This window comes from Candidatus Enterococcus ikei, assembly GCF_017316105.1.
Classification (GTDB): domain Bacteria; phylum Bacillota; class Bacilli; order Lactobacillales; family Enterococcaceae; genus Enterococcus_L; species Enterococcus_L ikei.
The window spans coordinates 37,697-51,374 of the sequence record NZ_JAFLWD010000021.1 but is presented as its reverse complement, the minus strand read 5'-3'; the positions used below and the strand labels follow the sequence as shown (position 1 = coordinate 51,374).

Here is a 13,678-nt window from a genome sequence, read left to right as displayed (position 1 = left end):
ACAAGCCGTTTAGGTTCGAGCAATTGAACTAAAAACCGCATGTTGCGTTTTATGCAATGTGCGGTTTTTAGTAAATTGTCGAAGATCCTAACTTTTTCACACCATATATCCAAATTTTTGGTGACGTTCTTTTCTTTAATGAAACTGGACATTGCGAATCTCGTCATAGCCAATTTTATGTCCATCCACATAAATCCCTAACTCATCATGTCCTTGAAGCATTCCGATAATATCTGCTCCATAATTCCCTTCACAATCCAATTCTTCTTTTTGAATAATCACCTCAGACTGACGTTGAAAAGCCAGCGCTAAGACTTCATCGATTTCTGCCCAGCTCATTTGTATTTTCTTTTTAGCTGGTTGTATTTTTTTCTCTTGTTCAATAATTGCAGTATGTTCAGATAAATAAAAGCCTGCCCATTTTTTCATTTTTCGATCTTGATACTGTTCAAAATAATAATCTCGTTCTTTACTCATTGTAAGCCCTCCATTCCCCCTGCGTGTCCGCCAACTAATGATGCTCTAGAAATTGCTGTACCACCAGCTGAAACTGAACTTGCATGGACCAAAGAAACATAGCCAAAACGCTGGCGAATTTCATCAATTAGCTGGTCTAATTTTAGTTCCTTCATTTGTTCATCTGGTTCATGAAATAAATCCAATTGTACATAAGTATTGTAATTTAATTTGGAATAAGTAATTCCAATATGTCGTACTTCTTCTCCGTGCCAATGCTGCCTAAAAATTGTCAAACAGTATTCGATCAATAACTTGCTGCTATTAGTTAATGGCACCTTCATTTGTCTTGAAAAGCCTGATCCACCCGACTTACCCGCTTTGGAAAATCCCACAGACAAATGAACGCATTCCGTCTGACAATGTGCTTTTCTAAGGCGCGCTGCCACTTGTTCTGCCATTTCTCTAATCACAACTTCGATCTCATCTTGCCTCAGGTAATCCCGCATCAATATCTGAGAATTGTTATAGGAACGTTCTTCAGGTATATATTTTTCAGATAATCGGCTACGGTCGATGCCATGTGCATGAGCGTATAATTGTTCACCAATGATTCCTAAATTTCTTTTGAGGCTGTTTAGATCTGCATGAGCTAGATCATATACAGAACGAATTCCTAGATTGTTTAAACGTTTGGCTAATCGATGACCGATTCCCCACATATCTGTCATCGATTCAATTGCCCAGACTTTTTCAGAAACATCTTCATAATGCCACTCAGCTAACCGCTCTTCATTGTGTTTCGCTTCGATATCCATTGCTAATTTGGCCAATAAGGGATTATCGCCAATTCCGATCGTAATCGCTAGCCCCGTCTCTTTTTTGATTCTTTGCTGGATGGCTTTAGCTAATTCTCTGGGTGTTTGTCCGAACAATCTCCAACTAGCTGTTACATCTAAAAAAGATTCATCGATAGAATAAATATGTAAATCTTCTTCTGCAACATATTCTTTATAAATTGCATTTATCTTCATATTTTCTTTGATATATTCATTCATCCGAGGCGGCACGATCATTAATTCTGGATGATTAGGCACATCATATTTTCGTGTAACATTGGTGATCCCTAGCACTTCTTTTGCTTTTGGAGAAGATGCCAGAACAAGACCACCAGTATTTTCAGCATGACTCATCACAACCAGCATTTTTTCAAGTGGGTCATATCCTCTAGCAACACATTCGACTGATGCATAAAAGGATTTTACGTCAATACAAAAAAGCACTCTTCTAGGTTCTTTTTCATAATCAAAAATCATAGCTATCCTCTCCTTATTCTATTCCATAACCAATTATACGAACGTACGTTCTTTTTGTAAAGGGGAACAACTTTTTAAATTTTCAGAGTAGATAAAGTAAAAAAATAAATGTTTTTTCTTAATATTTATTACTATAAATCTATTAATAAAGTAGTAAGAGCTATTCTAGCTTTCCAGAATCCATTTTTTTCAACATTTCTAAGAACTTGACTATCAAAAAACAGAAAAAAGGATTATAGTTATCTCATAAGAATTTTTGTGGTTGAAAAATAGTCTTGTTCTAGAAAGCAAACTTATTTTTAAGTAGTTTGAAATTTGACCTAAAAAACTTAGACAATTATCTGTTAGGAGTGATGTGTGTGACACTGTATCAAAAATTTCTCCAGAATGAACGCCTAAGACGTTTTTTTGTTTTAGCTGTTATTATTTTAGTTTTATATCTTGCTAGAAGTATGATCACAATGATTTTATTAACATTTATTTTCACTTTTTTAGCGCTTCATTTCGTGAAATTTGTTCAGCAATTTCTTAAAATCCCAACGTTCATACTAGTTTTGGTTACGTATTCTTTGATTGTTTTCTTTGTCTATCTAGCCATTACAAAATACGTTCCAGTGCTGATTCATCAGTCTGTGCAAATGTATAATTCTGTTGTTCATTTTTATCAAAATCCAACAGATGATCATAACCAATTATTAACGATCATCAATGACTATATCGAAAAATCAAACTTGATGACACAAATTCAAAATGGTGCAAGTATGATTTTACGTTATATTCAAGACCTTGGTTCCCTCGGGCTTTCTTTTGTTCTTTCATTCATTTTAAGTTTCTTCTTTATGATTGAGAAAAAGCAAATGGCTGAGTTTTCTAAGTTATTTTTAAAGAGTGATTTTGACTGGTTCTTTCAAGATATTTACTTTTTTGCAGATAAGTTTGTGAATACCTTTGGTGTCGTCATGGAAGCTCAATTTTTTATTGCTGTCGTTAATACAGGGATCACAACGATTTGTTTGGCTTTGATTGGGTTTCATCAGCTACCGAGTCTAGCAATTATGATTTTTATTTTAAGCTTGATTCCAGTTGCTGGAGTGATTATTTCTTGTATTCCATTAACTTTTATTGCCTACTCTCAAGGTGGGATCAATGATGTGATCTATATTTTAGTCGTGATTATTGTTGTTCATCTCTTTGAATCTTATGTATTGAATCCTAAATTTATGTCCAGTAAAACAGACCTGCCTATTTTTTATACCTTTGTTATTTTATTGATCAGTGAAAGATTATTCGGTGTTTGGGGATTGATCGTTGGGATTCCAATTTTCACTTTCTTTTTAGATATATTAAAAGTCAAACCAATTCAACCCTTAAAAAAACTACCTACAATCAAAATGAAAAAGTAAAGCTGTGACAAAAGTCGTTTAGACTTAATCAATTAGACTAAAAAACCGCACAATGCATACAACGCATTGTGCGGTTTTTAGGAAATTGCCGATGAACTTGGCTTTTTCATATTTTTTTGTGGCTTTGGCTATTTTTGTATTTGGAAAATCAGTCAGACAGCAAAGACTAATTGATTTCGGACCAAATAACTATGTCTTAACAGCAGCCTGTTCCGACAAACCTAATACACGGCCATATATAAGGAATATTACTCAATTCCTCTGCTTTCTTTAAAGCTAAAAACTAGCGCTTTTCTAATCCAAGAAAAAACTAGCTGAACCACCTTTTACACCCTTTTTTTATTTTCCTCATTTACTGCAAGTTAAACTCTTTTGTCAGCTTCACTTTATCGCTGAATAGTTTCGTTGCTTCAACAGATACTGGTGTTGTCATGTCTGCTAATTTGTACGGTACTTTTAAATTCAACGTTGCTCCTGGCTGGATTTCAGTCATTGAATCTACATACCCTTCTTCTCCCATAATTGCTGAATCTAATGCAATGCCATTTTGAAAAGCTTTAGTTGTAATCGACGTTAAAAACATTGCATTTTTATCACTATTATTAGTAAATTCATAAGAAATGACCCCAACATCTGCTCCATTATAATCTTTCGCAAATGTCATTTCCTTGATCACAACATGATAATCGCCTAAATCACCCGCATCAGTCACATCAGGTGTAGCTTCTGATTCTTGGCTTTTTACAACATCACTTGCCGGTGCTTCTTTTTTAGATTTTACTTCGTCTTTAGAATCAGATCCTAGATTTACTAGAACACCACCTACTACTAAAATACCGACTCCGATCAAAACAATTTTCTTCACGTTCATTTTTTTGTCTCCTTTGTTATTTAGTCCGTTGATACACCTTGATATTACCTAATAAACAAAAAAGAATCTTATGCATTTTGCATAATTCGATAACAAAAAAACTCATTCTGTGAAACGAATCATAAACATCCGTGACAGAACAAGTCTACTTTATTAGTTGAAACTTCTGTATATAAACGAATTAAGCTCTAAACCAACTTTCGTAATCAAAAACCAAAATAAAAATAATAATCCATAACCTATAAAGCGATAAATTTTATTTTCAGAATAGAATAAAGGCAACTTTCTTTGATAATCTAAAAAATTGGTAAATAAGACGAGCGGCAACCAAAACATAAAAAGATAGTCGATAAATTTCAGGATTTTCAGACTTCCTGTTGGCTCATCCCATACATTTCCTATTGTCCCGATCAATAAAAGAATATACCAAGACAATGCAATCGCTCGCTTCCACAATGTTTCCGTTCGAAAACCTGGAATATACTTTCTAAAAAAGCTAGCAATCCTTTCTTTCCAATGACTGCCTGTGATAGCAAGCTGTCTCATATATTTATTTGTCACCCAAATAGTTGTAATGGGTCTAGTATTCGTATACATTCTTATTGGGCTATTTTTTGAAGCAACAGTCCGAGACTTCGCTTGTTTTTTAGCATTTATTTGTTTTGACCGTTGTTCTCTAAGTGCCAAATGCATTTCTAGAGCGGATTGATAACGTTCTGCCGGCTCTAGTTTGGTTGCTTTTCGAATAACCGCTCTTAAGGTCCGGTCTTCTGTTAACTGTTTTTTGGGATACTCTTTTACTGAACAAATATTCATTACAACACCCAGAGAATACAAGTCACTTCGTTCATCTGACTCAGCAAAACCAAATTGTTCAGGTGAAGCAAATCCAACTGTCCCTAGCTGAACAGTGTCGCTTTCTTTTTCCCCATCAAAAACCCGAACCGCATCAAAATCGATTAGCTTTACAACACCATCATTAGTCAACATAATATTTCCCGGTTTAATATCTCTATGAACCAAGCCTTTATTATGCAATGCCCCTAAAGCTTCTAAAACAGACATTGCTATAGTTAAAATTTGCTCTGTTTCTAAAATTTCAGAAGTCTGAATCACTTCGCTCAATGTTCTTCCGTGAATAAACTCTTCATACAACCATAGTTTTCCGTCTTGAACAATAAGATCTTGAATTTGTGGTAAATGAGCATGTTTGATTTTTTTGAGCGTGACTAAATGCTCTTCTAAATATAATGGATAGCATTTTCTTACAAAAAATTTTTTGGTATTAATTTCCCGAACAAGAATCGGTCCATTTATTTTATCCGTTAAAGGCTCAATTTCTTTATATAACAGAGCCTTCTCACTATTGATCTTTTCCATGATTACACTCCATTGATTTCATTTACTTTTCAATTATAGCAAATAAAGTATTGTAATAGGGACTATCTTTGTTAAAATCGATGTATAATAGATATAATAATTTAAATTAGGGGATAAGTATGATGCAAGAAAAAGATACAGACAAGCTATTGCACTCGCTTAAACAAGCAGATAATTTTCAAACGATTTTTTCCGAAACTCGTCAATATGTCATTGATCAAACATTGAAAAATTATTTAGCTTATTGGTTAAATGATAAACAGCTTTCAAAAAGTAGCGTGTTAAAAAAAGCTGGTATAGCAGAAGCCACAGGCTACCAATACTTCGATGGTAAACGAAATCCTTCCAGAGAGAAAGTCATAGCTTTAAGCATTGGTTTAGAGCTAACCTTAGAAGAAACGAATGAACTGATGAAAAAAACAGGTTATGCTCAACTTTATCCGAAACATCCCTGGGATGCGGTAGTTATTTATGGTATCTCCCACAAATTACCTATTCCAGAAATTGATGATTATTTATATAGCGAAGGTCTCAAAACATTCGGTGAATAAATGAAATTCATAAAAAAATACAACCTATCCCAGTAAGAATAGCGTTGTATTTTTGTTTTATTATTTTTTTGCTTGTTTTTTACTAATAATCGTAACTAAAAATGACAATAGCGGTAAGATATAACAGAAAACCGCATATGGCAAATAACTTGTTGTAGCAATTCCTAAAGTTCCTGAGATAAAGACACCGCTCACGCCCCAAGGAATCAGAGGATTCACAACCGAACCAGCATCATTTAATCCTCTAGACAACAATGTTAGGGGAACTTCTTTTTCTTTAAATTTATTAATAAATGATTTTCCTGGTAAGATGATCGACAAATACTGTTCACCGATTAGAACATTGATTCCAATCGAGCTCATCATTGTGATAAAAATCAGTTTTTGACGCGAATTAATTGCTGTCTCAAAGCGTTGCAACAAGCAGTCGATAATTTCCATTTTCACTAATAACCCACCTAAGGCTAAAGCCAAAATAATCAAGGATACCGACCACATCATACTTTGAATACCACCTCTAGAAAGCAGTTCATCCACTTGTGTGTTACCTGTATGAGAAACAAAACCATTTTGAATCATATCTGCCGTCTCCATAAATGAAAAGTGCCCATTCATAAAAAACATCAAAATCAAGGATGTACAAATACTCAGTAGCAATGTCGGAATTGCCGGGATTTTCTTCCAAGCGCAAACAAACAAAATTGCTAGAGGAATCATCTCAACAAAGGAAATCGTAAAATGATTATTTAACGTATTTACAATTTCGTGAATACTTGTATTATCCAAAGCACCATCATATTGCAGTCCCATGACTAAAAAGTAGCCAAACGAAAGAATAGCAGCTGGAATCGCTGTTTTATATGTATTTTTCAAATGATCAAATAAATCAACTTCTGAAATTGCTGCAGCCAAATTCACTGTATCTGACAAAGGAGAAATCGAGTTACCTAAAAAAGCTCCAGAAACAATTGCTCCTGTTGTTAATGCAGGATCAACGCCAATCAAACTACCCATTCCTAAAAAAGCAATCCCGATCGTCGAAATGGTTGTAAAAGAACTCCCAACAGCGCCTCCTACGATTCCGCACACAATAAAAACAGTCGGGATAAAATATTTCACTGATAAGAAAGAAAAACCTAAAACCATGATTGTTGGAATTGTCCCAGCAGCAATCCAAACACTGATCAACGCACCAATTAAAATGAAAATCACTATCGGGATAATACCGGAAGAAATGCCTTCGACCAACGCATCATGAATAAAATCCCAAGAAAACTTTTTATACACCGCAAACAAAAGTAAATAACCAATAGCAATCAATATAGCAACATGAGCTGGAATACCAAAACCAATAATACTGATACCGATCATCAACAATAATGTTATTAATAAGAACACAGCTTCGTTAAAATTCACTTGATATTTTTTCATACATTGTACCTCACATTTTTGTAGAAACCGATGAAAGACTCCTTTCATCTTTTCCTATTTATTTGTTTTTAAAGAAAATCTGCAGCTGCGGTAAAGCTTGAATAAACGCTTTACCACACCCACAGTGGTCAAATCACAGTCGTATAAAAAGTTACTTATCAGGAATTTTTATGTTCTTAATATCTTGCGCAGCTTTTAGATACTTCTACCTTGACCATCCTTTTCTCTTATTCAGCGTAGATTGCTTCTAGTTTTTCTTGGATCGCTGTTTTGATTTTTTCTGCATATTCATCAAATACTTCTTTATCATTCATATATGGTGACATACCAGCAGCACGTAAGATCGTTACTTTGTCTGCACGTTCCCATTCAGCACGAGAAAATCCTAAGCTGTTCACAAATTCAAATGGGCTGTGTCCATATTCTTCGATAGCAAAATCTGTATGTGAAGTAATGAATTCGTTGTTATATAATCCACCTTTTGCATAAGATGCATAGTCGTAGAAATCATGGTTTAATTTGTTCATTTTCACAAGATCTGTGTTGCCTTTTTCGTTAAATACATAGTCAACCATGTTAAAATCAGGTTTTGTTAATGCATGGATTTCGATTGTTTTATCGCCAACTTTAAATTCTAATCCATCGATAAAGTGATAGAAATGATACGCTCCTTCAATACTTGCGCCCATTAATTTACCATAACCAGTTACGTTTAATGGCAATACTTTGTGAGCAGTCCAAACAGCGGCAGCCGTTGCACCAGCTTTTGATCCTTCAAGAATATAAGCACCTAATAAGGCTGGAATATCTGCTCCTTTTTCAAATACATACGTTGCAAAGTAAGAAATCACGTCACGCATACGGATATCTTTGATTACGACACCACCAGCTGAATAAGGGATGTAACCCATTTTGTGTGGATCGATTGTTACAGATTCAGCTTGTTCGATTGCTTTGAATGATTCATAAACTTCTCTTGTCAACCAATCATTTTTTTCTTGGAAGATGTTATGTTTAGCATATGTTTCTTCAATTTTATCCCATTCGATAAATTGATCATTTTCATCTAAGAAAATTGAACGTCCATAACCGCCGTAAGCTGCATCAACGTGTACATAGAAGTAAATGCCTTCTTTAGCTAATTTATCACGTAAAGCAATGATTTGATCGATACGGTCAACTTGTCCTTCTTCTGTTGAACCGACAACACCAACTACTCCAAGAGTAGGAATTCCTTGTGCTGCCAGATCACGGATTTGTACTTCTAATTTATCAATATCCATACGGTATTCGCTATTTACTTCACCAGCAATTACTTGATCTAAACCAATACCGATGATGTCAGCGGCTTTTAACCATGAATAATGTTTTGTTTGTGGTACGATCCATTTACCTAATTTGTCTAAGTTTTTACCACTACGAGCTGAGTTAGCTTTGATATCATCAAATTTATCTTGTAATTGATCTAAAATATCCAAAACTTCAGAAGTAGACATATTTAGTAATTCCCAATCAGATTTTCCTGCAACCATTTCTGGTGCAACGGCTTGAATAGCCCATGGTAATGATTTCATGTTACGTGCATACCATAAACCTTCTAAGTTAGCAATCGAACCATCTGCTGCAATATGACCCCAGCCATTTTCATAGCCCATTAATGTAGCGAATTCAAGTCCGACTTCTTCTTCCATTTGTGAAGTTGCTGGTGATGACTCATAAGCCACGTTATTGCCGTTCCAAAGCATTGCAGTTGTATAGGCAATAATTGATGGCATTAATGTTTCAGCGTTCATATGACCCCAGAAACGACCTGCTGAGTGCCATGGAAGTGATTCTGTACGTAAACGTGAAGATAACACATTGAAAACACTTCTCATATTGTCTGCTGTTTCTTGGAAACTTTTAGAGTTTCTATCTTGTGGTGAAATAACTGGTAAATCTTGTGGCATGTAGTTTTGTCTCCAGCCAACATGTTCATCGATCATTTTGTTTAATAGTTCTTTGAATAAATCTACGTTTTCACCTTTGTCGCCTATAAATAATGCTTTTAAATTTGTATCGTCAGTGTTGAAATTTTTCATGATATTTTCCTCCAATAGTTTCATAATTGATCATACTGAAAATTCTATTTTTAATCGTTATTGTTATTTATCTATTTTCTTCCATTCTGGTTTCTTTCTCTTATAAATGATCAATGCAATACCGATCATAATCACAGTTGCCGCCACTTGGAAAATAATATAGGCTACGTGTCCATTTTGAGGAACAGAGGTTGGCGGAATCAAGCTGACTAAAATTGTAACAACCACACTAACGATTGCTAAAATTGAGACAAACCACATCAAACCATTGCCTTTACTTCCTAATCTAAATGGACGCTTCACATCCGGCATGCTGTAGCGCAACTTGATTGCTGAAAGTGAAATCAGTAGATACACCACACAATAAAGAATCGTTGTTGTGATCGTAATAATCAAAAATGCTGCACTAATATCTGGCACAACAACATATAAGAACGAAACTAGTGAAATAACAATTGCTTGGATCATAACAAACACAATTGGAATTCCTTTGGCATTACGTTTTTGGAAGAATGGTGACAAGTTTCCTTCTTCTGCAACTTTGATCATTGATTTACTTGGACCTAAAACCCAAGCACTTAATTGAACTAATACCCCAACTAGAATCATCAAGGAAATAATATTGTTGAAAATAGCTGGAATCCCAAGATCTTGTGTCATGATCACAAATGGTTGTGTGATATTGGCAAGTTCCATTTTTCCAGCCGGTACGCTATCTGCTACACTTAAACCAGCTGCTAAGTTAAATACAACTAATAGTAAAACAGAAGCAATTACAGCAATTGGATAATTACGTTTTGGATTATCGATATTGTTTGCATGAACAGATGAAATTTCTACTCCAGCAAAAATGAAGATGATCCCTGTCAACGTTGGTAAGCTACCTAAATCGCTAAAGTCAGGTAATAACTTGCTCGCTTCAAAATGACCTAAGTAACTAGCTTGATTGATTCCATGTTTTGCCATGTACATCATGCCTAAAATAACTAAAGCAACAAATGGAATATAAACACCGATCACAGCACCCCAGTCGCCAGCGATTTTTACCATATCAAATTTCAAATTAAGCAATGTAATACCCCAATAAGAAATCAAGATCATGATAAAAATGAATAAATTATTATGTCCTAAATCCGGACGATCGATCACGTAACCAAGTAATACACCTACGGTTGAAGCAACCATTACCATTCCGAAAAACATTTGTACCCATAATAACCATGAAGTAACAAAACCCCATTTTTCTCCAAAAGCATTACGTACCCAAACTTGAGGGCCGCCTTCTTCTGGCCAGCCAGTTGAAAGCTCAGCTGAAATCAATGCAATTGGTAAAGCAAAGCAGCAAGCTGCGATCAACATATAGAAGATTTGTGCCCATCCTGTTGAAGCTAATGTTGGAACACTACGAACCGTTCCAAAAAAGGCCATGGTAATTCCAATTAATCCAAATAATGATAATTTCTTATTCATGTTTCTGTTTGACCTCCTGATTAAAAATTATTTTTTGTTTCCCACATGTGAAATCACTTCCAAAGTATAGGTAGCTTTAGGCCTTAAGTCAAAAAGAGGAGAATTAAAAAAATAGCCTGTTATTTAACATTTTTGCACTCTATACAGCGCGTCAATACTGCGCTACGCTAAAGTATTTATGTGAAAAAAATCGCATAAAACAGCTTTTTGTAAAATGGTCGTTCGCAATTGTCAGAAATTCTATTTGCCTCTTCCGACTTTCGAAAAACCTAGATTAAAGTGAAAGTTGATTATATGAGAAATCCCTCATTTAAAAATAATAAAAGAAAAAAAGAAGTATTTGACAAGTCAGCAGATTTGTCGTAGAATTGCTACAAAATAACATATCAAACTTTGATAAAGCGAAGTAGCAAGAATGTCCCTATTTCAGAGAGTCAGCATTTAGTGAGAGTTGACATATACATTTTCTGTGAATTACACTTTTAGTTTCCTACCGTAAGTAGGCGTCTATCTACGATACAGATTTGAGAGGTATATGAGTTTTCATATACAATTTGGGTGGTAACACGGCGGAGTTCGTCCCATAGGCTAATAGCCTATGGGGCGTTTTTTATTTTATTTAGGAGAGGAAGAAGAGACATGACAAACATTATTGATGAATTAGAATGGCGTGGCGCCATCAACCAACAAACAGATAGCGAAGGTTTACGTGAGTACGTTGAAACCAATAGCATTTCACTATATTGCGGTGTTGACCCTACAGGAGATAGCATGCATATTGGGCATTTAATTCCTTTTATGATGCTAAAAAGATTCCAAGCTTTTGGACATCATCCATTTATTTTGATCGGTGGCGCAACAGGAACAATTGGTGATCCAAGTGGACGTACGACAGAACGTCAATTACAAACAATGGAGACAGTTCAACACAACGTTGATTCTTTAACCAGACAAATGGAAAAATTATTTGCAGTGGACACAGATAATACGCTAACTTTAGTGAACAACTACGATTGGACACACAACCTTACTTTGTTGGATTTCTTAAGAGATTACGGTAAATTCTTCAACATCAATACGATGCTAGCTAAGGATATCGTGGCAAGCCGTTTAGAAACAGGAATTTCATTTACAGAGTTTACGTACCAAATTCTACAATCAATGGACTTTTTACACTTGTTCCAACACAATAACGTCCGCATGCAAATCGGTGGAGCTGATCAATGGGGCAATATTACAGCAGGGCTAGACTTGATCCGTAAAAAAGAAGGCGCTGATGCAAAAGCCTTTGGTTTAACGATTCCATTAATGCTAAAAGCAGATGGCACAAAATTTGGTAAAACAGCTGGTGGTGCTGTTTGGCTTGATCCAGAAAAAACAACACCTTACGAGTTCTACCAATTCTGGGTAAACCAAGACGACCGTGATGTAATCAAATACTTGAAATTCTTTACCTTCTTAACCAAAGAAGAAATCGATGCGCTAGAAGTCAAAGTCCAAACAGAACCACATTTACGCGAAGCACAACGTGTACTAGCTGCAGAAATGACAAAATTTGTTCATAGTGAAGAAGATTTAAACGATGCTTTAGCAATTTCTGAAGCCCTATTCTCAGGTAATGTAAAAAATCTAACTTCAAAACAAATTGAAGAAGGCTTTAAAAACATGCCTACTGTTGAAACAGAAACACTTGATCAAAACCTTGTGGATTGGTTGATCGAACTTGGTATCGAGCCTTCTAAACGTCAAGCGAGAGAAGATATCTCAAATGGCGCGATTTTAATCAATGGTGAGCGTATTAAAGAGTTGGACTTTATTGTTACAGCAGAGCACAGCTTTGACGGAAAATTCATTATTGTTCGTAAAGGTAAAAAACAATACACTTTAGTGAAATTACTTTCTAAATAAAAAAATAATTGATTTATTTTTAAAAGGTGAAGCAAAACAAATTTTCAGTTTTGCTTCACCCTTTTTTTTGATCTTTTGCATTTATCCATATAATTTACTGGACAAAATACAAAAAAGTTTTATAATAAAAAATGCTTGTTATAAAGTATACGACGTAGTAATGTGAAACGTTGTTGCTATACAGTCTCTAAGAAAAAAATTGAGTTGATGATGAACAGTACAAGTCTTTCGGAGAAAGTGTTTATCATTTGTATTATCTAGCTGCATGAGCCAGTCTCTCGAGAAAAAGATAAAACATGAATGAGGCAAAAAGCGCCTCAGTCATGTTTTCCTATTTTCTAGTCGAGACTAAATGAGCTCATTCCGCTTTTATTACTATCTAGCTGCACAAATCAATCCTTAGGAAAATAGACAAATTGCGTCTCAATGCTAATTTCCTAATTTTCTACAGGATGAAACGATTTGTTCCGCTTTCAAATTAGGAGGAACTTATGAAAATCGACAAGATACAAGACGGCCACGGCGATGAGTTTTTCCGTTCTCTATTAGCTTTAGAAACATTGGAGGATTGCTACAATTATTTCGATGACTTAATGACATTAAAAGAGCTGGATTCTATGATTCAGCGATTTGAAGTCGCAAAACTACTATTACTAAATAAAACATACAGTGATATCGCTGAAGCCACTGGCAGTAGCACTACAACGATTTCTAGAGTGAAGAGGATCATTGATGAAGGAAACGGTGGATTGCTTGAGATGGTCCATAGAATCGATGAGCAAGATGATAGAGAACTTCATCGTTAAACATG

11 protein-coding genes and 1 other annotated feature are annotated in these 13,678 nt (G+C 35.1%); of the genes, 4 read left to right on the top strand and 7 right to left on the bottom strand.

Annotation, left to right across the window (positions count from 1 at the left end):
* Positions 1-135 precede the first annotated feature (135 nt).
* Together JZO69_RS09675 and JZO69_RS09670 are read right to left on the bottom strand one after the other, a co-directional pair.
* Positions 136-477 (bottom strand): hypothetical protein, encoded by a 342-nt coding sequence (locus JZO69_RS09675; RefSeq protein WP_207112668.1) that lies wholly within the window; start codon positions 475-477, stop codon positions 136-138.
* The gene (locus tag JZO69_RS09670) at positions 474-1,772 is read right to left on the bottom strand and encodes a Y-family DNA polymerase (protein ID WP_207112667.1); all 1,299 of its coding nucleotides are present in this window, start codon (positions 1,770-1,772) and stop codon (positions 474-476) included. Before JZO69_RS09670 ends, JZO69_RS09675 begins: the two co-directional genes overlap by 4 nt.
* A 359-nt stretch (positions 1,773-2,131) precedes the next feature.
* Here JZO69_RS09670 and JZO69_RS09665 point away from each other — a divergent pair, with 359 nt between their 5' ends.
* Entirely contained in the window at positions 2,132-3,175 is a 1,044-nt protein-coding gene (locus JZO69_RS09665; RefSeq protein WP_347401584.1) for an AI-2E family transporter, read from the top strand.
* Between the two features lie 352 nt (positions 3,176-3,527).
* Here JZO69_RS09665 and JZO69_RS09660 read toward each other — a convergent pair whose 3' ends face one another.
* A complete protein-coding gene (locus tag JZO69_RS09660; RefSeq protein ID WP_207112665.1) occupies positions 3,528-4,046 on the bottom strand; it encodes a DUF5067 domain-containing protein in 519 nt (172 codons plus the stop codon).
* A gap of 153 nt (positions 4,047-4,199) precedes the next feature.
* Positions 4,200-5,426, bottom strand: a complete 1,227-nt coding sequence (locus tag JZO69_RS09655) for a serine/threonine protein kinase (protein WP_207112664.1) — start codon at positions 5,424-5,426, stop codon at positions 4,200-4,202.
* 119 nt (positions 5,427-5,545) lie between these two features.
* Between JZO69_RS09655 and JZO69_RS09650 the strand changes: the two genes are divergently transcribed.
* The gene (locus JZO69_RS09650) at positions 5,546-5,977 is read left to right on the top strand and encodes a helix-turn-helix domain-containing protein (protein ID WP_242586688.1); all 432 of its coding nucleotides are present in this window, start codon (positions 5,546-5,548) and stop codon (positions 5,975-5,977) included.
* Positions 5,978-6,037: 60 nt separating this feature from the next.
* On the opposite strand, the gene nhaC is transcribed toward JZO69_RS09650, so the two are convergent.
* From nhaC to tyrP, 3 genes are all read right to left on the bottom strand, one after another.
* Complete coding sequence (gene nhaC, locus JZO69_RS09645) at positions 6,038-7,408, bottom strand: Na+/H+ antiporter NhaC (protein WP_207112663.1); 1,371 nt, start codon at positions 7,406-7,408, stop codon at positions 6,038-6,040.
* A 227-nt stretch (positions 7,409-7,635) separates the two neighbouring features.
* Complete coding sequence (gene tdc, locus JZO69_RS09640) at positions 7,636-9,489, bottom strand: tyrosine decarboxylase (RefSeq protein ID WP_207112662.1); 1,854 nt, start codon at positions 9,487-9,489, stop codon at positions 7,636-7,638.
* A 63-nt stretch (positions 9,490-9,552) separates the two neighbouring features.
* Positions 9,553-10,959: a tyrosine-tyramine antiporter gene (tyrP, locus tag JZO69_RS09635; RefSeq protein ID WP_207112661.1), complete on the bottom strand. Its 1,407-nt coding sequence runs from the start codon at positions 10,957-10,959 to the stop codon at positions 9,553-9,555.
* A gap of 384 nt (positions 10,960-11,343) precedes the next feature.
* Positions 11,344-11,546 (top strand) — a binding site (T-box leader).
* 52 nt (positions 11,547-11,598) lie between these two features.
* On the opposite strand from tyrP, the gene tyrS reads away from it, so the two are divergent.
* Positions 11,599-12,867 carry a tyrosine--tRNA ligase gene (gene tyrS, locus JZO69_RS09630; RefSeq protein WP_207112660.1) on the top strand — a complete coding sequence of 423 codons (1,269 nt, stop codon included), beginning with the start codon at positions 11,599-11,601 and terminating at the stop codon, positions 12,865-12,867.
* Between the two features lie 491 nt (positions 12,868-13,358).
* On the top strand, positions 13,359-13,673 hold the full coding sequence (locus tag JZO69_RS09625) for a YerC/YecD family TrpR-related protein (protein WP_069638713.1): 315 nt from the start codon (positions 13,359-13,361) through the stop codon (positions 13,671-13,673).
* The last annotated feature ends 5 nt before the right edge of the window (positions 13,674-13,678 follow it).

What these genes read in the sequence shown, in the direction of transcription:
- JZO69_RS09675 (WP_207112668.1), bottom strand. Translation starts at nt 477, where the DNA reads ATGAGTAAAGAACGAGATTATTATTTTGAACAGTATCAAGATCGAAAA.
- JZO69_RS09670 (WP_207112667.1), bottom strand. Translation starts at nt 1,772, where the DNA reads ATGATTTTTGATTATGAAAAAGAACCTAGAAGAGTGCTTTTTTGTATT.
- JZO69_RS09660 (WP_207112665.1), bottom strand. Translation starts at nt 4,046, where the DNA reads ATGAACGTGAAGAAAATTGTTTTGATCGGAGTCGGTATTTTAGTAGTA.
- JZO69_RS09655 (WP_207112664.1), bottom strand. Translation starts at nt 5,426, where the DNA reads ATGGAAAAGATCAATAGTGAGAAGGCTCTGTTATATAAAGAAATTGAG.
- JZO69_RS09650 (WP_242586688.1), top strand. Translation starts at nt 5,546, where the DNA reads ATGATGCAAGAAAAAGATACAGACAAGCTATTGCACTCGCTTAAACAA.
- nhaC (WP_207112663.1), bottom strand. Translation starts at nt 7,408, where the DNA reads ATGAAAAAATATCAAGTGAATTTTAACGAAGCTGTGTTCTTATTAATA.
- tdc (WP_207112662.1), bottom strand. Translation starts at nt 9,489, where the DNA reads ATGAAAAATTTCAACACTGACGATACAAATTTAAAAGCATTATTTATA.
- tyrP (WP_207112661.1), bottom strand. Translation starts at nt 10,959, where the DNA reads ATGAATAAGAAATTATCATTATTTGGATTAATTGGAATTACCATGGCC.
- tyrS (WP_207112660.1), top strand. Translation starts at nt 11,599, where the DNA reads ATGACAAACATTATTGATGAATTAGAATGGCGTGGCGCCATCAACCAA.
- JZO69_RS09625 (WP_069638713.1), top strand. Translation starts at nt 13,359, where the DNA reads ATGAAAATCGACAAGATACAAGACGGCCACGGCGATGAGTTTTTCCGT.